The sequence below is a fragment of the Vibrio sp. 1288 genome (assembly GCF_033344475.1).
This window is the reverse complement of the sequence record NZ_JAWPOX010000011.1, coordinates 56,273-77,345: the sequence shown is the minus strand read 5'-3', so window position 1 is coordinate 77,345 and position 21,073 is coordinate 56,273. Positions and strand designations below refer to the sequence as shown.

Here is a 21,073-nt window from a genome sequence, read left to right as displayed (position 1 = left end):
TAGAAGCGGGCGGCGATTATAGAAACCACCGCCCTCATAGTAAAGAGAATGCTTAGGAAGAGTAGGCGTATTGCCCGCCAGAAAGGCGCTGATTAAACAAACTTTGCTCAAATTCATTACAAGGCATAGGTTTACCATAAAGAAAACCTTGTCCGATATCACAACCCTCACCAATAAGAAACTGCTCTTGTTGGTGGGATTCAATGCCCTCGATCACTACTTGGAGTTCCAGTTTTTTTGCAATGTGTATGATTGAACAAATGATCTCGCGATCATCATCTGACTTTTCCATTTGCTGGACGAAGCTTTTATCAATTTTGATGGCATCAAACGGATATTTCTTTAAATAGCTGAACGAAGCATATCCTGTACCAAAATCATCAAGTGACAATGTCACACCTAGTTTATGCAACTTATTTAACGTTGTGCGTGCTACTATTTCATCAGCAATTAGAGCGCTCTCGGTTACTTCGAGTTCGAGAAAGTGTGCTGGCAAATGGAAAGTGTCGAGTAGGTGTTGCACTTGTTCTGCAAAATTTACGTTTTGTAATTGAATGGGAGAAACGTTGACGGCAATTTTGAAGTTATCGATTAACTCAGACCATTGTTTCGCTTTGTCTATCGCGGTACGCAGAACAAAAGAGCCAACTTCAAAGATAAGCCCGTTTTGTTCGGCCATATGTATCAATGCTTCGTTGGAAACGTCGCCAAGTATTGGATGTCTCCAACGAAGCAAGGCTTCTGCGCCAATCCATTTACGTGTTTTGGAGTCTACTTGAGGTTGAAAGTACAACACTAAATCGTCGTTACGCACTGCTTGTAAAAGGTAACTTTCCAGTTCATTGTGACTATTGAGATCCGCCGAATGATTTTCTCTAAAATAACTAAAAGGTTCGCCGGATTCTTTACATAGAAGCATCGCGTAACATGCATGTTGAAGGATACGCTTAGCATTGCTGCAATCTTTGTAAGCTTGAACTATACCGATATACGTGTGCAAATGTATTTCTGTTTTGTTGAAGACAAATCCATCTACGCTAATTTTAGTGATATCATCTAATAGTTGATTTAACCGAGCTTCAATATCCTCTCCCCAAATCAATAAAACCATGTCATTCGAACTTGGTCTACCAGTGATAAATCCGCTAGCACCGTGTCTGGTTAATCTGGAGTGAAATTCTTTTAAAATGTTGTCAAAGACCTCGAACCCGTGCCTGGTCTGAATACTGCGAGCGTTACTAAAACCAATGTTGATGACCACAAGCGATTGCTGATCACTATCAAGGGACTGTAAGGTGTATTGGACAATGTTCTCAAGTGCAGAACGATTTAGAAATCCAGTTCCCTGATCATGTGTTTTTTGGTAGCTCACTTGTTTTTCCGCGGCTTTACGGCGATCAATTTCTTGTGTTAAGGAGTAACTTAACTGGGCTAAATCCGTGGTACGATTTTCAATTCGACTCTTTAGCTCGGTGTTAAGTCGCTGAAGTTTATGTTGTTGGTACACAACTGAAAGCTGTGCTTCGATTGAATCTTTGAAAGTTTCAAGCAACTGACGGTAACTATCGTTGTACTCGTTTCTCTCAGAGTCAAGCATACAGATTGTTCCAAATGACTCCCCATTTGGCCAGAATAGCGGTAAGCCGCAATAAGAAATCATGCCTAGTTTGATGTCTGGGTTATTTTGCCATTCTTCATCTTCAAGCGCATTGGGGATTACAAGCTCGCCTTTCTGTTCTATAACTTGCTCGCAATACAAACCGTTACCAAGCTGCTCTGCATCGCCAGTACGATAAGGATTACCTAGAGTTTCGCTAGATGTATTTACTTCTATGCGATCCGGATGGATACGCATAATTAATGTGGTGGGTACGTGTGTTATTTGAGCCAGTAAGTTGACGATTTCTTGCCAACTTCTTCGCATAGACTCAGGGATTTCGTAGTCTAATGTTTGCAATCTCCCCATATAGGTCATCCTTTACGTGGTTTCACTTCCTGTGAATTTAAAAATGCAGACTGCTCTATTTTGTTCTCGCTTTTTAATTAAGTATAGGGTGGCTAGGGCTCGAAACAAAAAAAAGTCCTGAAAAGTGTTCAGGACTAGGAATAGTTGTCACATATCTCATCCTTGAAACAGATAACAAGCATCAAGGCTTAAGCGACATTAACGATTCAATAGAAATATCTTGCGAATAGTCGACATCTTTAAAGTTAAAGCCATTGAGCTTCATAAATTCATCTTTGAAACCTTGGTAATCACCAATCTCTTTAAAGTTATCAGCATTCATTTGTTCTAAAAGAGCGTGGACTTCTTGTTGAACTTGCGGTTCAAGTTCCAAGTCATCTATTCGAATCAAGCGTTCGCCATCAACTGGCACTTTCTCTTGATCGTATAACTTCGTAGTAAACAGCCGCTGCATTTGTTCAATACAGCGTTCGTGAGTACCTTTTTCCTTCATCACTCGATAAAGCGCTAACAGGTAAGGGCTTAGAGCAGGGATGAATACACTGGCTTTCGTCACCAACGCCTTACACACGGTTGCGTAAGCACCGCCGTCAAAGTTGGCGAGTTTGAGGTTTAATGAATGACTGGTTTGGTGTAAATCGATTTTCGCTCGACCTAACGTACCATCGAGATAAATTGGGTGCGTAATGTCAGGGCCCATGTAAGAAAAGGCGATGGTTTTGCAGCCGTTTGCGATAGAGTCGTTATTGATGAGTGTGTCAATCCAGCTTTCCCAGTCTTCGCCGCCCATTACTTTAATGGTGGCATTGGCTTCCTCTTCTGTTGCAGGCGTTAAGGTGGTTTCTATCCACTTATCGTTCTCCAGCATGATAGAAGCGCCAGTGACAGGTTCACCAATAGGTTTAATGACACTGCGCCAAAACTCATCAGATTCAGGTTTAGGTCGAACACCGGTTGCCAAGCTATAGATGACTAAGTCAACTTCACCCTCAAAGTACGTTTCAATGGCTTCAATCACTTGATTGCGCACCGAACCAGAGAATGCATCGCCAACAATATTTATTGCGGTACGCCCGGCTTGATTTGCTTCTTGCTTAAAAAAGACGTTGTTATACCAACCCGCACTCCCAACCCCTTTCTCTGAAGGGCCACGCTCAAATGAGACGCCAATGGTATCGGCGTTAGCGCCACCGAACGTTAGGGCTATTCGTGCCGCTAGGCCGAAACCAGAGGAGGCACCAATAATCAAAACCCGTTTTGGGCCTTTTTTGATCTGTGGGGCGTGCTTTACGTATTCAATTTGCTCTTTAATAGATGCATGACACCCTTTGGGGTGCGCAGAGCGAGCAACAACACCTTGAATTAACGGTTCTATTCGCATGTTGTTATCTATCCTCGATGAGTGGAATTGAAAATAGATTAACGTAAAGTTACGTAAAACTTATTGAGCTAGACCATTAAAATTAGAGATGTTTAATTAATTCTTGAGCAACGAAATCAGCGATCCAAGGTTGTGCATCTGGTTTTGGGTGAAGGCCATCATCCATCATCCATTCTGGTTTGGTGACAACATGCTCTAAGAAGAATGGCATCAAGGCAACTTGTTGATGCTGTGCAAGCTTAGGGTAGATATCGTAAAACATATCGCTATAGCGCTTACCATAATTAGGCGGAACCCGAATTTGCATCATGACAACGTCCGCACCAGAATCTTTTATCATGGTAATCATTTTTGAAAGATTCGACGTAATAAGTTTAGGAGGGAAACCTCTTAGGCCATCGTTGGCACCTAACTCAATAAGTACCATGTCAGGGCTATGCTGAGTTAGCAACTGAGGTAACCGTGCTAAGCCATTGCCAGTGGTATCGCCAGAAATGCTGGCATTAATAACTGTTACATCTTGACCATGTTCTGACAACGCATCAGGGAGTAAGCTAGGCCAACTCTCTTCGATCGGCATCTGATAGCCTGCACTCAAGCTATCACCCAAGACAAGTAGCTTTTCGCTCGCATGTGCAGTAGCGGAAAAACAAAAAAATAGAACTAAGGAAAGTATACGAATCATGCAAACACCTGTACTTAATGCACCTATTGTTCAAGCCAATTTGGTTTCTAAACAAGTCTCTACTAATCAAGAACAATTAACAATCCTCAAAGACGTAAATGTTGACATCCGAAAAGGAGAAAAAATCGCCATCGTCGGAACTTCCGGTGCAGGTAAGTCAACATTGATGACGTTGCTAGCTGGTCTTGATACGCCGACATCAGGCGAAATTACTTTATTAGGTCATGAATTATCAAAACTGGACGATGAAGCACGTGCGAAAATTCGGGCTGACTCTTTAGGTTTCGTTTTCCAAAGTTTCCTGTTAATCCCGAGTTTGAGTGCATTACGTAATGTCACGCTTCCTTGTCTTTTACGTGGTGAAGCCGAAGATGAAGCAAGAGCAGCGGAATTGTTAGCTGCTGTTGGATTGGAAAAACGTGTCGATCATCTACCAAGCCAGTTATCTGGTGGTGAACAACAGCGAGTTGCGCTAGCGCGTGCATTTATGACACAGCCTGAGCTGTTGTTCGCAGACGAGCCTACCGGCAATCTTGACCATCAAACCGCAGACAAAGTGATTGAGCTGCTATTCGATCTTAATGAACAGCACGGGACAACTCTGATTTTAGTAACACACGATGGTCATCTAGCAAGCCGATGTGACCGTATTTATCGTATGGAGGCGGGTGAGCTTAAGGAGGAGATATAATGTCTGCAGTATCATCAAGTGAAGCAACATCCACAGAGCAAAACAGTACAACACAGCACTCGCCGAATAAAAGTTTGATACGTTGGAGTTTCGGCGAAATAAGGCAGGGGAACCTTTGGCCTATTAGCGTTGCTCTTATTCTCGTGATTGCGAGTATCTTTGCGCTTTCTGCATTAGCAGAACGAATGGAGCAGGTGATCGTCAAGCAAGGGAAGGATGCATTAACGGCAGATGCGGTGTTTGTGTCTGCTAATCCCATTCCGGACACGTTGTTAGCCTCGACTGAAAGCCTTGAACGTTCGACGATGACACGCTTTGCCACTATGGCATTTAGCGATAATGGTATGCAGCTTATTTCTGTAAGGGCGGTGGATGATAATTACCCTTTAATGGGAGAGCTCGTTCTTGAAAATAATCCAGCCGGTCGCGTTAAAGAGAACCAACTCTGGCTTGATGAGCGGATTATGACTCAACTAAGCGTAAAGTCAGGTGACAGTGTCACGATAGGCGATGCCGAGTTTACTGTATCAGGCGCAGTATTGATGGAACCAGGCTTGAGCTTTAATCCATTTCAGCAAATGCCTTCTGCATACATTCATCAAAGTGACGTAGATAAAACAGGAGCAATTCAAGTTGGGAGCCGAGTTCAATACCGTCTGTTTTTACAAGCCGATGATAAAACACTAAAGAGCTTACAAGATGATACGCAGCTTTCTCCGAGCGATCGCTGGCGCACGCAAGATACTGCCAGTCGTAGTAATGAGGTTTTTGAACGCACGACGCAGTATCTGTCGTTGACCGTAGCGATTGTCATCATTATGGCAGCGACAACATTGGTTCTTACTTGTCAAAATTACGTGAACAGCCGGACACAAACTATCGCGATGTTGAAAAGTCTTGGTGCGAGTCGCCGATGGATTGAAAAGTGGTTATTTATTCAAGTCACAATCCTTCTCATTAGTGCCAGTGTCGTCGGTCTATTGTTAGGGAGCGGGCTGGAATATTTATTACGCATTCCACTCAAAGACTTATTACCCGAGCCACTCCCTAGTTACGGCGTCACACCATTGTTGGTGGCATTTATCTCAGCAGTCTTGATTACGGTGCCTGCTCTCGGTATACCATTGTTAGGCTTGATTAAAACTCCCGCGTTAGAAGTGCTACAGCAGGGTAAAGCGCAACGTTCTTGGAAGCGAAGTTTACTTGTTCTAGTTCCCGTTGTTCCACTGCTTTTACTGTATGCAGATAACACCTTAGTTTGGATCGTGCTCACTGGTATAGCGGTACTGTTTGTGGTACTCGCAGCAGTTAGCGTCACACTCACAAAGCTGTTTGCACGTGTGTCAACCCATCCTGCAATGAAGCTTGCGTTGAGTCGTATCAACCGGACGCCAGTAACCAGCGGCCTACAGTTTGGTGCTTTGGCATTATCTTTGATGTTGCTGTCTATCATTTGGCTTGTGCGCAGCGATATTCTCGCGGATTGGGAGAGAACCTTACCTGCAGACGCGCCAAATGTGTTCGCTTTGAACATTGGTGATTATGAGCTCGATAACTACCTAGAAACCCTAGATAAAAATGGAGTTACGCGGTCACAAGCTTATCCAATAATTCGTGGACGACTAACAGAGATTAACGGTCAAAACGTCAAAGAGATTGATTACGAAGGAGAAGGTTCTGACGCGATACGTCGAGAGCTAAACCTGACATGGGGAGATACCCTACCAGAATATAATGATGTGCTTTCGGGTGAATGGACAAACAAAGGGAGTGTATCTGTAGAAGCGGATGTAGCAAATGACTTAGGCATAAAACTCGGTGATACGCTGCGCTTTGTAATAAACAGCCAGAATTACGATACAGTAGTAGATACCATCCGTTATGTCGAATGGCGTGACATGAAGCCTAACTTTTATTTTATTTTCTCATCTGACGTGATGGCTAATTTACCTGGTTCTTACCTCATCAGTTATAGGATTGAAGAAGGAAATGAAGCGTTGTTGACGTCAATGTCACGTGCTCACCCAACGGTCTCTGTTTTAGATATCCGAACTATGGGCGAGAAAATTCAGGCTTTGATTCAGCAAATCGTATCAGCAATCACCATCCTTGCTCTTTTAGGCGTTGTTGCTGGTCTGCTGCTCATCTTTACGCTACTGAGGTTAAGCTTGTCCCAACGCCAACAAGAGATTCGTTTGTATCGCACATTAGGTTCAAGTAAGAAACGGATCAACACAACCCTGTGGGCCGAGTACGGAATTATGGCGTTGATTGCTAGTGGTGTTGCGGTATTCGCTGCGGAAGTTTGTGTGGCCGCAGTCATGACATATGGATTCGATCTCAATGCACAAATTCACCCCGAATTGTGGATAGCTTTACCGCTTGCAACATTTGTTACGTTGGCACTTGTAGTGATGAGTTTGTTGAAAAGATTGTTAACGCCAGTAAACACTTAATCGCAGCGAGTGTTATCAAGTTTGGAACACTCCATGACACTTTTATTTTAGTTATCCACAAAAACAGTGGATAACTTTTGGGATAACTAAATGGGGTAAAAAGTGGGGTGTTTCTGCAGGCTTTGCGCCATGGGTCTTACAGTGAAATTCTTATTCACATAGACACAAAAAAGTGTCTTCTTAACCATGTCGTCAAGTACTTTTTCGCAAATTTTTTCTACTTTAATGCACTTTACAGGCGCTGTTGGATATTTCGCAAACCCATGAACTTTTTGTGATTTTAATCAAGTCCAAACACGAGTAGAATTCACCGTTAGTAAAGAATTTTCCTTATAAAATTTTTAGTGAAGCAATGAAGTCTGAGTTTCCAAGTTATAAAGATAAGCATATCGCTGTTGTTGGTGGCGGTGTAGCAGGTGCAACAGCAGCAATTCATTTTGCGGAGCTGGGTTTTAAAGTTTCCGTAATAGAGAAGGGCGTATCACTAGTAAATGGTCCACCCATTTGTCATTTGCATGCTGGTGGTAATTTATATCGAGAGATTTCCGAGCGACAATGCTTAGACTTGTTAGCACAATCTATTGATACTGTTCGCCTGTATCCGCTTTCACTGAATATTCGTCCGACAATCATCGCGGTTCCTCATTCCGATGGTGGAGACCCATCCACACTAATTCCGCGATTAGAGGTTGTGAAAAGTGCTTATCAAACGCTCGTTGATAAAGATGAGAGTAATAAAGTGCTCGGCGAACCAAGCGAATACTACAAACTGTATTCAAAAGCGGAGCTAGAAGCTCTCGCGCAACGTACTCAACCAAGTCATCCTACAAACTTCGATGAGTGGTGTATTCCTTTTGCTCAACATGCTGATCTTGAAGCGCTAAAGTATCCTGTTGTCGCAGTTCAAGAATATGGTTGGAGTGTTTTTCGCCTCGCTGCAATTGCCAACTTAACACTAGATACGCTTCCTAATGCTTCGGTCTTCACACAAGCAACGTTTAAGCAAGCCGATTGGATGGGGGAACACTGGCAACTTGGCTATGAACGTGAAGGTATCGATTACCTTATGACATGCGACTACTTGGTTAACGCGTGTGGCTTTGAAACAGGCTCAATTGACAACACAGTTGGTGCCAAGCGAGACAGGTTGGTGGAGTTTAAAGCCGCTTACGTTACGAGGTGGGCAGACTGTCAACAACAATGGCCAGAAGTTATTTTTCATGGCCCGCGTGGAACCGATAAAGGAATGGCTCAATTGACGCCTTATGGCGATGGTTACTTTCAACTTCATGGTATGACAAAAGGAATCACGCTGTTTGAAGATGGTTTAGTGGAGAGCACGAACTCATCTGCTCAACCTGAACTGCCTATGCCTTTACTCTCGAAGATCCGTAACGGCTGGAGAGAAGAAGTGTTAGAAGAGCGAACGAACAACGCCATCAAACACATGGCACAGTTCATTCCCGACTATCACTCTGCTGTAAAAGGAGGAAAAGCATTATTTGGCGCTCAGCAAATTCCCGGCACAGATCCAGTACTCAGAGCGGCAGATGTGACTTTTGAAGATAACCACTACGCGAGAATAGAGGTGGTAAAAGCGTCATCGACACTACTCGCAGCGCAAAAAATGCTTCAATTCTGGTTTGACATCGATCCTAACCAAAATGTGGAAACACAGCATCCGGTCGCTGTAAAGTGGTCTGAACAAGAGGTCGAGCAGTACGCGATTAAACTCACTCAAGAGCGAGGCTATCCACAAGCTTTAGCAGTGCGTTATGGTATGCCTGCATAATCGGCTGTGTTTGGGCTCAGTGGTTGTATTAATACCCAAAAAACTGAGCCCATTGGCACCATACTTCTTGCAAGCCTAGTCTATCTCCTTTCACAAAATTGACTTTTTGTCCGGGTTTCGCCTGTGCCAGTCTAGGTAAGTCAATACGAGCTACGCAGCCAAATTTAGGATACCCGCCAATAGTCTGGTGATCGTTGAGCAGCACAATAGGGTTACCATCGCTAGGTACTTGAATTGAACCTAATGCAATTCCCTCTGATAGGACGCCTTCGTAAGGTGGATGAATGTTATTGCCCTCAAGACGGTAGCCCATGCGATTCGAATTGGGGGAGATGATGAATGCTTTGTTGTAAAATGCTTGGCGAGTGTCTTCATCAAAGTCCTCGTTCTGATAGCCTTCAATCACTCTCAACTTAATGGGTAAGTTGTAATCTGGCTTAAAGCGAAACGTCATTTGCCTTGGTTTACGTTTCGGTAAGTTATGAGGGACAAAGGGAAGAATATCGCCAGCTTTCAAAGCGCCACCATTTGAATCATAACCACCTAGAGATTCTCGCAAGACGGTCGATGCGCTTCCTAAGTGCTGAGCAACATTGAACCCACCTTTAACCGCTAGGTAGGAGCGAAGTCCATTCCTTGCGACTCCGAACTGAAGCTTCTGTCCTTTTTTCAACGTAAAGTCAGACCAATTTGAAATAGGTTCACCATCTATTTTTGCATTTAAATCACCGCCACATATAGCAAGGTGGCAGTTATGCAATGCAATAAAACAAGCGTTACCCAGAGTAATTTCAATTGCAACGCAATTGACTACGTTACCAAGCAAATGGTTGGCCCAACTGTAAGCATAGTCGTCGACCGGGCCACCTTGAGTCACACCGACATGCGCTAAGCCAAAACGACCAAAGTCTTGAACTAAAGAGAGCGGTCCTGGCTTTTCCACCAGTAATCCACCGTAACTCATAGTACGCCTCCTAAATCGATAAACTCTTGTTTTGAAATAGCATTAAAGGTGACCTTGTCACCCACTTCAAACGGTATAAAAGGAGGAGAGTCGGAGAAGAGCGCAAGCGGGCTTTTACCAATAATGTTCCATCCGCCAGGACTATCTGATGGATAGACGGCCGTTTTAGAGTCTGCGATTCCTACACTTCCGGCCGGCACTTGAGTTCTTGGTGTGGCAAGCCTTGCCATGTGCAATTGAGTATCAACGTCAGAGAGAAATGCAAAGCCTGGAGCAAAGCCAATTGCAGAAACCGCGTACTCGGTTTTCGTATGCAGGGTAATAAGATCGTCTAATGACAGACCTCGCTTTTGAAAACGAGATAGATCTAACGCGGTTTCTTCAGAGTAATATACAGGGATAGTAATGTGATTCGGCTGGGAAAGCTTAAGTGATTGAGTATCAAACTGGCTCACGATTTGTTGCAGCTCATTGACTAAGTTCTTTTCGTTGATTCGAAAAGGTAAGTAATCAATGAGAATAGTTTGATAGGAGGGGACAACGTTCATAACAATTGAAGCGAAAGTTTCTCTTATGCTGCGAGCAAGCTCTCCGACTGCATTTTCAGAAATACTCTCATCAAACTTAATGAAAATACTGCACTCGGAGATCAAAGAGATATTAAATTTCTCTTTATGCATTAATTTCCTCCAGCGTATAGGCTTTGGCGGATCTTTTGGATCAGCGCGATCGACTCTTCATTGTCACCATGAACACAAATTGTGTCGGCTTCCAATAATATGTAACCGCCTGAAGCGGTTTTGACACGCCCAGAGTCAGCTAAGGTCCGGACTTGCTCAAGTATCGCGTGCTCGCTTTTTAACACGGCATTGTGCTGTGTTCTAGGAGTCAGTAAGCCGTCATCTTGGTATAAACGATCTGCAAATGCTTCAAATAGCAAGGGAACATCATAATCGTCTGCGATTCCTAAGTATTTTTCGTTTTCCTGTGAAGCTAGGATCATTAACGGTACTTTGAACAGTGCTGCCGCCTTTACTACCGCTCTAAATATCGCATCACTTTTCATCATGTCGTTGTATAGAGCGCCATGAGGTTTTATGTAACTGATGTTTGTGTATTGCGCCCGGCATAATGCTTGTAAAGCACCAACCTGATATATAACCATGTTCGTAATTTCATCACCCGTCATGCTTATGCTTCGTCTGCCAAAGCCTTGTAGGTCGGCGTAACCTGGATGTGCGCCAATATCAACATCGTTGTCATTCGCTAGGGTGATAGTGTCGTGCATGACATTAGGGTCGGAGGCATGAAAACCACACGCGATGTTCGCCATATCAACATGGGGCATCACGTCTTCATCTGCGCCCATACTCCAAGAGCCAAAGCTCTCGCCCATATCACAGTTCAATGTAAGTTGCTGTTTATTCAATGTCATACGTTTTATTTCTACACAAGCAAGGGGTTTACGATGCAGGAAAATGCATCTAGGTTCAGTGACTCACTTCATTCTTCTATCATGAAAACGAAGCTTTTTGAGCAGATAGCTGACGAAAAAGATCACGTTAGTCCATAAAGATGTTGCCGTTATTTGAGTTGATCCGAATTTTAAGGTATTTCGTTTCTTTTCCATCCAATTTTTGAGAATTTAAGGTTATTTTGCATTAGCATCGTGTTAATCTTGTCGCCCTTCATGGGTGATAGATTGCATAATGGTTCTTCTGTCATTTTTGTGGTTGTCTGCGACAGGAATATATATGTCATTACGAGCGAAGCTTATTTGGCCTCTTCTGGTCTTTTTAACGGCTATCTTTGTTATCTCAAAAGGTTACACCTCGTATACTGTATACCAATCGTCTAAGCATGAACTGGTCGAGCAGACAAGAAAGCTGATTAACAATGTTTCTTTCTCAATTAAAGATGCGCTGACAACAAAGGACAAGCAAAAAGCTCAAACTATTCTCGCCAACTTTTTAAACCAGCCAAATGTAACGCGGGTCAAACTTTATGACCAAGATGACCAACCATTCGCTGTTATGGAGATAAGTGGGGCACTAGCACCCGTTCCAAGTCAAACCGAAAGAAGTAGGTTGCACGCTCTAGGCTATGCCTTATCAACCAAATTTCTTTATGTTCTAGAGCCGATTATCCATGATGGCTATGTCATTGGTAGCATGAGAGTTACGCTTTCTCATCGCCCAATTGTAGAAGCCATACAATCTTTACTTCAAGATGGCGCTTTACTTCTTCTGTTTCTGATCGCTGGTGGCACTGTTTTTTACATAAGTATCGAGAGGCTTGTTCTCAAGCCCGTTATGGAGCTTAGCCGCGTAATAGAGAATGTGACACACGGACGAAGCACGGAAAATCAAGCACGCTATTACGCCAACGATGAAATTGGAGAGCTCGCGAGATCTTTCAATCAAATGATGAACAGGTTAACAGTACGTGAGAAGCAGCGGCAACATTCACTAGACACACTAGAACAAAAGCGCGCATTTTCAGAAGAGGTTATCGAATCTGTTCAGCATGCATTAGTTATTACCGACAATTCCGGACGTGTTATTCATTGTAATACGGCGACCCAGCAAATATTTCAAAAAAAATTAGATGAGCTTAAATACGCCAATATTCGTGATCTAATTAAAACCAAAACACCGAATGAGCTGAGTCAGATCCTGAGTCGAGGCCTAGAGTGCGATGATATTCACCTCAAAAATGCAGATAACGAACAGCAGTTGAGCCTAACCAGTCGTCGCCTCTCGACACATGAATACTTACTGTTTTCGATTCAAGATATCACCGAAATTGAAGAAGCCATAAACCGGCAACGTGTTGCGGGACGCGTTTTTGAAAGCAGCCAAGATGGTCTCATTGTTCTTAATCATCGCGGTGTCATTACGATGGCAAACCCTGCCGTCACTAAGTTAGTCGGCTTAGAGGTGGATCAGCTTATTGGGAAGTCATTCATCCAAACGCTAAAGTGGCGCAAGTTACAGGAAATGATGCCTAGTATCATCGAGTCGATAGAAAATTATGGCGTTTGGCAAGGTGAAGTTATCGAGAAGAACCATATTGGTCAGTTTGTACCGATGTTTGCTCGAGTCAATCGTATCGTTAAGTGTGAAGACTATGGTTTCTATGATCTGGTTATTGTTCTTACCGACCTTTCCGGCGCAAAAGAGATGGAACGATTGGAGCATTTAGCTCATCACGATGCTTTAACGGGGTTAGCAAATCGATCTAAGTTCCATTTAGAGTTGGAACAACTAGTACAACGCTCTGGATACTTGCGTGACGAATTTGCAGTTTTGTACCTCGATCTGGATGGATTTAAAGAAGTTAACGATACCTACGGTCATGATGCAGGTGATGAAGTTTTGAAAAAAGTTTCCGAGCGTCTAACATCTGCGACGAGACATAGTGATTTAATCGCAAGACTTTCTGGTGATGAATTTGTCATGTTGGTTAATCCCGCCAATCAAAAAGTGGTCACCCGAATAGCAGAACAGTTGCTCGAGAGCATATGTGCTCCAATTGAGTACAAAGGTCACTTACTCAAAGTTGGCGTTAGTATCGGCGTAAAATTAGTCGGCGTAAATGAGCGCGATGCTACTCGAGTTTTAAAAAGTGCGGATACGGCAATGTATCAAGCAAAGAAAGCCGGGAAAGGCCAAGCAATATTAATGGGATGCGAATTACAAGAGACAGTTTAAATCGTAACGTCAAAGCTTTAAACTAACCCGATTCGCGTCAGAAGGAATAATAAAATGAAAGTACTCGTTACGGGTGGTATGGGTTATATCGGTAGTCATACGTGTATTCAAATGATCGAAGCTGGCATGACGCCAGTAATTCTAGACAACCTGTACAACAGTAAATCTACGGTATTAGATCGAATTGAAAAGGTATGTGGTGTAAAGCCAACCTTCATTCAAGCCGATATCAGAGACAAATTAGCGATGGTAGAAGCACTAAAGTCGCACAATATTGAAGCTGTTATCCATTTTGCAGGTTTAAAGGCCGTCGGTGAGTCTGTAGCAAAACCTCTAGAGTATTACGACAACAACGTTAATGGCACGTTAGTATTGGTTGATGCAATGCGTGAAGCCGGAGTTAAATCGTTGGTATTTAGTTCATCAGCGACTGTATACGGTGATCCTGCATCTGTACCCATCACTGAGGACTTTCCAACTAGCGCAACTAACCCATATGGGCGCAGCAAATTAATGGTAGAAGAGTGTTTAACCGACTTCCAAAATGCGAACCCTGACTGGAGCATTACACTTCTTCGTTACTTTAACCCGGTAGGTTCACATCCAACAGGCGAGCTAGGTGAAGATCCTCAAGGTATTCCCAACAACTTAATGCCGTTTGTTTCTCAAGTTGCGGTAGGGCGCAGAGAGTTCCTTTCTGTGTTTGGTAGTGATTATCCGACCAAAGATGGCACAGGCGTACGTGATTATATTCATGTAATGGACTTATCCGATGGTCACGTTGCTGCATTAGAAAAAGTAGGTAGCAAAGCTGGCCTTCATATCTATAACCTCGGTACTGGTAACGGCTACAGTGTACTGGACATGGTGAAAGCATTTGAAGCCGCAAGTGGTAAAGATGTCCCATACCAACTTGTTGAGCGTCGTCCAGGTGATATTGCAGAGTGTTGGGCGGATCCATCAAAAGCGATGAATGAGTTAGGTTGGAAAGCAACTCGTACTCTAGAAGAAATGACTGGCGATACATGGCGCTGGCAGTCTACTAACCCTCAAGGTTATCCAGATGCCTAATCTTTAATTTACATAATAGTAACAAAAAGGCGCATAATTGCGTCTTTTTTGATCCAAATCGGAAAAAATCGTAAATTACTGGTTAAAAGGTAGCAAGTATATATAGAGCTGTTAAACTATGCCCGACTCTTAATTTGGGTTATAAATTTTCTCGTAGCTATTGGGGTAGTTCATGGAACTCGGTCTGATCATCACTTTCATCATTGCAGCAGCAGTAATGGTGAAAAAAGAGATGGCAAAACAGTAAACTTTCATTTTTCATACTTTTCTTTACATTTTTGAAATGAAAGCCATAAAAAAGCCAGCATTACGCTGGCTTTTGTGTTTTTAAGGTTTAGAACTCGTATTTAACACTAATGTTGTAATTACGCTCAGCTTGCGTTTTGTCTCGACTTAACTCAGTCTTACCGCGAACATCGTTCCAAAGATGGTATTCTTCATTCGTTAGATTCATAACACCAGCACGAATGGTTATATCTTTCATTGGTTTGTAGTACGCCGTTAAGTCAACGACTGTCGCAGACGGCAAAGCAACTTGGTCTTTGATTCCGCCTTTATCACCATCAGAGTTGATATCACTGTTCGATTTCTTAGCCGTGTAGTTTACTTTTAGGCTTGTCCCCCAAAGTGCATTTGGTGAATCGTAATTTACAGCAGCTACGGCATTCCATGGGTTTACACTGTTCAAAGGATTACCATCACCATCTTCACCTTCTGTGTATGCTGCAACAAAGCGAGTTGTCACGCCTGATGGAAGACCAGCAATGGCATGCCAATCAAGACGGTTAGAGAGCTCAACCCCTTTAATGTTTGCTTCACTAATATTGATATTTGTGAATTCAGTTAAACCACCATTGTTTGATGACGTTTGCTCAATAAAGTCACTGTAATCACTGTAGTAGAACGCTACTTCAGTTGCAGACGCTGCAGTGTTATGACGGTAACCAAGTTCATAAGACAAACTCTTTTCAGATCCCAAATTTGGGTTAGGGCGGTTGGTATAGCCATGAGCCGGATTATCGTAGGTGTAGTAAAGCTCGTCGAACGATGGCGCTCGGAACCCTTGGCTCACTTGCGCGAAGATCGTGCCAGGTTGCGATACAGAGTAAGTTGCTCCTAAACGACCAGTTAATGCAGAGTCGCTAAACTTCTCGAATGACTCTTCAGAAGTATTTGAAGGATTAGTAGAGAAGTAATCGTAACGCACACCTGGAGTCAGAATTAGCTTGTCATTAAGAAGCGAAATTTCATCTTGCAAGAATAAACCAAAGCTTTCTTCTTTTGCATCCGGTGTGTAAACGTAAACAGTATCTGGCGTGCCAGGATCGGAATTAAACTCGCGATTGGTATTACTGATGTCACTATGTTTGTACGATATTCCGTAAACAATATAGTGATTTTGAATCTCTTTATCTAACTGAGTTTCGAATTCAAATTTGTCTTCAGTATATTCGTAATCTTTTTTCTGTTGGTTGTCACCACTAGGCGGTACGTAAGGTGGGTAACCTGGGCTGGCTTCGATAAAGCGATTAGACACGCCGTTTTCTTCTTTACCAATCCATGTAAGCTTGGACGTGATCGTATCCGAGATAGCTGCATCTGCAAACCAAATGTGCTTGAGCCCAATGCGATTTTGCTTGGTTGTGTCTTCAGCGTTGAAGTTTTTGTAACTTTTATGTGCGATCTCTGAGTCAGTCTCGTTGTAAATAACTTCTCCCAAGAACTCCAAGCGATGAGCGTCATTCAATTGAGATTGAAGTTTTACCAATAGATCGTTTTTGTAATAATCTTGGTTGTCCACAGAATAGTTATCGTAAGGCGCCTTAGAGAAATTTTGTAGCTCTGCACCATCACGGCGTGTAAAGGCTATAAGTGCTTCTGTATTACCGAAACGCTTTGCTAAAGCTACATGCTCACTAAAAGAGTTATCTTCCGATGAATAAGAGAGTTTAGCTTGACCACCAAAGTCTTTACCATCTTTGAGGAAATCCTTCGGATCTTTTGTTTCGAATGCGACAACACCGCCAATTGCATCACTACCATGTAGGCTAGAAGCTGCTCCTTTAACAATTTCGACACTCTTTAGCATATCGGGGTCGACAGTAACGGCACTAGAATTGATAAACGAATATGGTCCACCGCTGAATACACCTGGTTGAGATGCACCGTCTACTAAGATTTTAACTCGTTTACCTTCCATCCCGCGAATGTTAATACTTTGGACGCCTTGGCGTTGAGTGCCATTAACAGTAACACCTGGCGTATACTCGAATAGATCATTCAAGTCCTTTACCATGTTTTCTTCGATGTCTTTCTCTGATACAACAGCAACAGAAGCAGCAACAGTGTTTATGGTTTGGTTGGTACGGGTGGCCGACACAACGACTTCTTCAAACTTAGAAGCTTCTTCCGCATAAGCAGTATGGGAAAGGGCAACTAAAATGGAGGCTGACAAAATTGATTTTTTATACATTGGCTTCAATACCTTAGATCCATAATAGGTAACAACACGCGGATATTAATGGATCTAAATGGTAATTACTATCATTACCATTGTCATTTATTGATTTGTATTGAATCTTCTTCTTAGGCTATGAGCATTCCTAGTCTTTAGTTATCAATATGTTATATTATTTGTCGTTAGTTCTTGATAAGTTCATCCAAATACAACGAATGTGATGGATATCACATTAAGAGAGGCCATGTGCAGAGTCCAATTACGTTAGAAGCACTCCATATTCTAGATGCTATTGATCGAAGAGGGAGTTTTGCTGCTGCTGCGAATGAGTTAGACAGAGCCCCGTCATCGCTGAGCTATCAAATCCAGAAACTCGAGCAAGACTTAGACATTATTATCTTCGATCGCTCTGGTCACAAAGCCCATTTTACTGAAGCAGGTAAGCTTATTCTTGAAAGAGGAAGAGCCATTTTACAAGCCAGTGAAAAGTTAGTGAACGATGCAACGTTATTGGCGAATGGCTGGGAACTGGATATTACCATTGCCTTCGATGGCATTATTCCTATATCCAACTTTTTCCCGATGGTTGATGCGCTGGCCGAGGTCAGCTCAACTCGAGTCAGGCTGCAAGAGGAGATTCTGGCTGGTAGCTGGGAGTCGTTGAATACGGGGAGAGCTGATTTACTGATTTGCCCATCACTGGATACGCTTCCTCAAGAAGTTAAGTCAGAAAAAATTGGTAAAATGAGTATGTATTGGGTAGCTTCCGCTGATCACTATGTTCACAAGCGTAGTGGTAAGTTTGATGAAGCAGCGCGAGAAAAGTATCGGATTATTGCTATTGCAGATACCGCACGTGAGCAACCAGCGCTCTCAATTAATATCATTCAAAAACAGCCTCGCTTGACCGTCACCAACTTTACGGCAAAAGTAGAAGCGCTAACTGCAGGTTTAGGCATTGGTACATTACCAAGCCAAATTGCACAACCTCTTATTGATAGTGGTGTATTGAAACGAATCGAAGGCACTGAAGAACAGCCGATGGATATTATTTTGGCATGGCGCCGGAACACTATGGGTGAGGCAAAATCCTGGTGTATTCAGTACTTAAAAAAGAATTGGAAACTAAAGTAACAACGTAACTTTTACTTCTTAGATTCCCATTGATTATCGAATGTAAGAAGTAAAAGTCATCGCTAATGCTGCGCTTTTCAATTTAAAGGGAGCACCATATCTGCCGTACCGTCTGCAAACTGGACATCGATCTCAAACCCCAAGTTCTGAGCCAACATCAACATTCCTCTGTTTGTTGGCATGGTCATTCCAGACATTTGCTTTGTGCCTTTAATTTTGCAATAGCTGATTATTTTCTGCATCAGCACTTTGCCTAAACCTTTTCCTTTCAAATCTGAACGAACCAAAATAGCAAACTCAGCGTCACTATTGTCTGGTGTAATCAATGCGCGGGCTACCCCTATGATAGACGGTCCGTCAGTATTAAACGCTACCGCAACAAACGCCATTTCGCGGTCGTAGTCTATTTGAGTAAAGTTTGCCAAAGCCTCATGGTTGAACTCTCCAACTTCAGAAAAGAATCGCTTATAGAGATCTTCTTTCGATACGCTATTAATGAATTGAGCATGCAGCGGCTCATCCTCAGGCAAGATAGGGCGAAGCAGGATAGGTTGGCCATCTCGAAGCGTTACAGTTTCGACAAACTCTGCCGGGAAAGGGCGAATCGCTAGCCGTTTTTGGGCGTCTCCTTCGTACTTGCACAGTGTGACATCTGCATCAAGGATAGTTAAATCGCTTCCGGACACCAGTACTGGATGGATATCCAGTTTTTGTATTTCTGGTAACTCAACTGCCATTTGGGAGATACGAACCAAGAACTTCGACAACTCAGTAATATCGAGCGCATCTTTGTGTTTCTGCAGGCGAATCTTTCCAGACTTTAGGGCAACAACGACAAGGTAGCGCGCAAGCGTCATGTTCAAAGGAGGAAGTGCAGCGACGGCATCTTGGGCGATATTCCACTCAGAGCCGCCTTGACCAAGCAAGATCACTGGTCCAAAGACTTTATCTACTGCAATACTAATCCGTAGCTCTTCAGCGCTGCCGAGCTTTGCCATCCCTTGTACCAACAGCCCATGTACATTGGCGGAAGGGTAGCTGAGCTTTACGGTATCTAAAATGGATAGCGCTGCGTTGGAAACTTCTCGACTGTTTCTTAAATTTAGAGCGACACCGTGAACATCCGATTTATGAGGAATGTCTGGAGAACGCAATTTAACCGCAACAGGATATCCAATATTTTCTGCCATATGAACGGCTTCAATGTCGTCAGATGCAATCCACGTAGGCAAAACGTTAAACCCGAACAGCTTAAATAATGGGCTGGTTTGATGCGTATCCAAGGTGACTGTGTTTTTATCCAGTAGTCGTTCGTTTACCCATTCTTTTGCTGAACTCACACTTCCAGAATGTAATGGCTCTGCCGTCGTTGGCGTTTCCATTAGTTGTTTCTGGTTTCGTCTGTATTCGACCAAGTGCATGTATGCTACAACCGCACTTTCAGGTGTTCTATAGGTTGGAATGCCTGCTTGAGTAAAGGCCAGTCGCGCTTCTCTCGACGTTTGTTCTCCTGACCAGTTGGTCAAGATATTAAAATGCTTATGCCGAGGGTGAGATTTGATGGCATTAATAACGACTTGAGCAGTTTCAAGAGGATCAGAAACAGCAGAAGGACTATGCATAATCAATATCGCATCTGCACAGTCGTTATTCATCAGTGCGTTAATGGTATCAATATAGCGTTTTTGGGTTGCGTCACCAGACAGATCAATTGGATTTCGAGCACGCCAGTTGGATGGAAGTACTGCTTGTAATTGCTCAATGGAAGCGTCATCAAGTGTTGCGAGTTGGCCACCACGTTCAATCAAAGTATCAACGGACATAACAGCAGGGCCGCCGCCATTGGTGATGATCGCTAAACGCTCTCCACGAAGTGGCACAGAATGCGTGAGTGTTTCTACCGCGGCAAAAAGCTCATGCGTATTGCTGACTCGTAACATACCAGTTCTGCGAATAGCAGAATCGTAAATTACGTCAAGTGTATCTCCGTCTTGCTGCTCAAAAGTATTCATCTCTTTAGAGCGGCCCGCTTTTAGCACCAATATACGTCGGTTACGTGAAGCGGCGCGCGCAGCAGACATAAATCGGCGAGCGTCTTGGATATTATCAACATAAAGCAGAATAGCTTCAGTGTTTCCATCCATACTCAAATAGTCGAGCAAATCTGCAAAATCGATATCTTGTCCGCGCCCAATCGAAATGAACGAAGAAAAGCCAATGTTCTTATCATTTGCCCAGTCTAAAACCGTGGTACAAACCGCCGCGGATTGTGAGATGAAAGCAATTTTTCCGGGTTTAGCTGCAACAGGGGAAAACGTGCAGTTAAAATTGTGCCAAGGAAGGATGATACCTAAGCTGTTTGGGCCTAAGACTCGAATGTTCAATGATGAGATATCTAAAGGATTAGGGTCATCAGAGATAACAATCGCAAACGGTGTGCCTCTCTCATCTAGCTCTTTAAGCAATTGCTCGTTACGTGAAACGTTCGTACACAAAATTGCAATATCTGGCGTATAGGGCAGGGAAGCTACATCAGGGTAAGCGATCACGCCAGATACGGCTTTATATCGCGGCGTTACTGGCATAATCGCGCCACCAAATCCACTTTGTAGAAGGTTGCGCATCACAACATGTCCTGCTCGCAATGCTTTTTGAGATGCCCCAATAACGGCCACAGAGTTGGGTTTAAAGAGTTTATGTAGTTTATTCATGCTGACTCCTGGCCGTTTGTAAGTCACGTTGGCTTCTCGGTTTCATATCAA

14 protein-coding genes are annotated in these 21,073 nt (G+C 43.2%); 6 read left to right on the top strand and 8 right to left on the bottom strand.

The window, feature by feature from the left end:
- Positions 1–52 precede the first annotated feature (52 nt).
- From R8O11_RS10510 to tesA, 3 genes are all read right to left on the bottom strand, one after another.
- Positions 53–1,966, bottom strand: a complete 1,914-nt coding sequence (locus R8O11_RS10510) for a sensor domain-containing phosphodiesterase (RefSeq protein ID WP_017821934.1) — start codon at positions 1,964–1,966, stop codon at positions 53–55.
- 181 nt (positions 1,967–2,147) lie between these two features.
- Positions 2,148–3,347 (bottom strand): enoyl-ACP reductase FabV, encoded by a 1,200-nt coding sequence (fabV, locus tag R8O11_RS10505; RefSeq protein WP_186585314.1) that lies wholly within the window; start codon positions 3,345–3,347, stop codon positions 2,148–2,150.
- A gap of 82 nt (positions 3,348–3,429) precedes the next feature.
- Positions 3,430–4,032, bottom strand: coding sequence for a multifunctional acyl-CoA thioesterase I/protease I/lysophospholipase L1 (tesA, locus tag R8O11_RS10500; RefSeq protein WP_005376324.1), 603 nt, complete (start codon positions 4,030–4,032; stop codon positions 3,430–3,432).
- On the opposite strand from tesA, the gene R8O11_RS10495 reads away from it, so the two are divergent.
- From R8O11_RS10495 to R8O11_RS10485, 3 genes are all read left to right on the top strand, one after another.
- Positions 4,031–4,723 carry an ABC transporter ATP-binding protein gene (locus R8O11_RS10495; protein ID WP_005376323.1) on the top strand — a complete coding sequence of 231 codons (693 nt, stop codon included), beginning with the start codon at positions 4,031–4,033 and terminating at the stop codon, positions 4,721–4,723. The genes tesA and R8O11_RS10495 overlap by 2 nt on opposite strands.
- Positions 4,723–7,179 (top strand): ABC transporter permease, encoded by a 2,457-nt coding sequence (locus R8O11_RS10490; protein ID WP_186585313.1) that lies wholly within the window; start codon positions 4,723–4,725, stop codon positions 7,177–7,179. Before R8O11_RS10495 ends, R8O11_RS10490 begins: the two co-directional genes overlap by 1 nt.
- A 352-nt stretch (positions 7,180–7,531) precedes the next feature.
- On the top strand, positions 7,532–8,971 hold the full coding sequence (locus R8O11_RS10485; RefSeq protein ID WP_186585312.1) for an FAD-dependent oxidoreductase: 1,440 nt from the start codon (positions 7,532–7,534) through the stop codon (positions 8,969–8,971).
- A 28-nt stretch (positions 8,972–8,999) separates the two neighbouring features.
- On the opposite strand, the gene R8O11_RS10480 is transcribed toward R8O11_RS10485, so the two are convergent.
- Genes R8O11_RS10480 through R8O11_RS10470 form a run of 3 tightly spaced genes read right to left on the bottom strand, consistent with a single transcriptional unit; the run spans position 9,000 to position 11,370 of the window.
- Positions 9,000–9,935 (bottom strand): biotin-dependent carboxyltransferase family protein, encoded by a 936-nt coding sequence (locus R8O11_RS10480; protein ID WP_186585311.1) that lies wholly within the window; start codon positions 9,933–9,935, stop codon positions 9,000–9,002.
- Positions 9,932–10,615 (bottom strand): 5-oxoprolinase subunit B family protein, encoded by a 684-nt coding sequence (locus tag R8O11_RS10475; protein ID WP_005386313.1) that lies wholly within the window; start codon positions 10,613–10,615, stop codon positions 9,932–9,934. The genes R8O11_RS10480 and R8O11_RS10475 overlap by 4 nt, the downstream gene beginning before the upstream one ends.
- Positions 10,615–11,370, bottom strand: coding sequence for a 5-oxoprolinase subunit PxpA (locus R8O11_RS10470; RefSeq protein WP_318194131.1), 756 nt, complete (start codon positions 11,368–11,370; stop codon positions 10,615–10,617). The genes R8O11_RS10475 and R8O11_RS10470 overlap by 1 nt, the downstream gene beginning before the upstream one ends.
- 319 nt (positions 11,371–11,689) lie before the next feature.
- On the opposite strand from R8O11_RS10470, the gene R8O11_RS10465 reads away from it, so the two are divergent.
- On the top strand, positions 11,690–13,648 hold the full coding sequence (locus R8O11_RS10465) for a diguanylate cyclase domain-containing protein (protein WP_186585309.1): 1,959 nt from the start codon (positions 11,690–11,692) through the stop codon (positions 13,646–13,648).
- Between the two features lie 54 nt (positions 13,649–13,702).
- Positions 13,703–14,719, top strand: coding sequence for a UDP-glucose 4-epimerase GalE (gene galE / locus R8O11_RS10460; protein WP_005386320.1), 1,017 nt, complete (start codon positions 13,703–13,705; stop codon positions 14,717–14,719).
- Between the two features lie 334 nt (positions 14,720–15,053).
- Here galE and R8O11_RS10455 read toward each other — a convergent pair whose 3' ends face one another.
- Positions 15,054–17,192, bottom strand: a complete 2,139-nt coding sequence (locus R8O11_RS10455) for a TonB-dependent hemoglobin/transferrin/lactoferrin family receptor (RefSeq protein ID WP_053303617.1) — start codon at positions 17,190–17,192, stop codon at positions 15,054–15,056.
- Positions 17,193–17,423: 231 nt separating this feature from the next.
- Between R8O11_RS10455 and R8O11_RS10450 the strand changes: the two genes are divergently transcribed.
- Positions 17,424–18,311 (top strand): LysR family transcriptional regulator, encoded by an 888-nt coding sequence (locus R8O11_RS10450; protein WP_017634152.1) that lies wholly within the window; start codon positions 17,424–17,426, stop codon positions 18,309–18,311.
- 77 nt (positions 18,312–18,388) lie between these two features.
- On the opposite strand, the gene R8O11_RS10445 is transcribed toward R8O11_RS10450, so the two are convergent.
- On the bottom strand, positions 18,389–21,022 hold the full coding sequence (locus R8O11_RS10445; RefSeq protein WP_085569030.1) for a bifunctional acetate--CoA ligase family protein/GNAT family N-acetyltransferase: 2,634 nt from the start codon (positions 21,020–21,022) through the stop codon (positions 18,389–18,391).
- Positions 21,023–21,073 lie beyond the last annotated feature (51 nt).

Bases quoted from the DNA above. Each gene is read 5' to 3' on its own strand.
- R8O11_RS10445 (WP_085569030.1), bottom strand. From the start codon at position 21,022: ATGAATAAACTACATAAACTCTTTAAACCCAACTCTGTGGCCGTTATT.
- R8O11_RS10480 (WP_186585311.1), bottom strand. From the start codon at position 9,935: ATGAGTTACGGTGGATTACTGGTGGAAAAGCCAGGACCGCTCTCTTTA.
- R8O11_RS10465 (WP_186585309.1), top strand. From the start codon at position 11,690: ATGTCATTACGAGCGAAGCTTATTTGGCCTCTTCTGGTCTTTTTAACG.
- R8O11_RS10485 (WP_186585312.1), top strand. From the start codon at position 7,532: ATGAAGTCTGAGTTTCCAAGTTATAAAGATAAGCATATCGCTGTTGTT.
- R8O11_RS10510 (WP_017821934.1), bottom strand. From the start codon at position 1,966: ATGGGGAGATTGCAAACATTAGACTACGAAATCCCTGAGTCTATGCGA.
- R8O11_RS10455 (WP_053303617.1), bottom strand. From the start codon at position 17,192: ATGTATAAAAAATCAATTTTGTCAGCCTCCATTTTAGTTGCCCTTTCC.
- R8O11_RS10490 (WP_186585313.1), top strand. From the start codon at position 4,723: ATGTCTGCAGTATCATCAAGTGAAGCAACATCCACAGAGCAAAACAGT.
- tesA (WP_005376324.1), bottom strand. From the start codon at position 4,032: ATGATTCGTATACTTTCCTTAGTTCTATTTTTTTGTTTTTCCGCTACT.
- fabV (WP_186585314.1), bottom strand. From the start codon at position 3,347: ATGCGAATAGAACCGTTAATTCAAGGTGTTGTTGCTCGCTCTGCGCAC.
- R8O11_RS10495 (WP_005376323.1), top strand. From the start codon at position 4,031: ATGCAAACACCTGTACTTAATGCACCTATTGTTCAAGCCAATTTGGTT.
- R8O11_RS10470 (WP_318194131.1), bottom strand. From the start codon at position 11,370: ATGACATTGAATAAACAGCAACTTACATTGAACTGTGATATGGGCGAG.
- R8O11_RS10475 (WP_005386313.1), bottom strand. From the start codon at position 10,615: ATGCATAAAGAGAAATTTAATATCTCTTTGATCTCCGAGTGCAGTATT.
- galE (WP_005386320.1), top strand. From the start codon at position 13,703: ATGAAAGTACTCGTTACGGGTGGTATGGGTTATATCGGTAGTCATACG.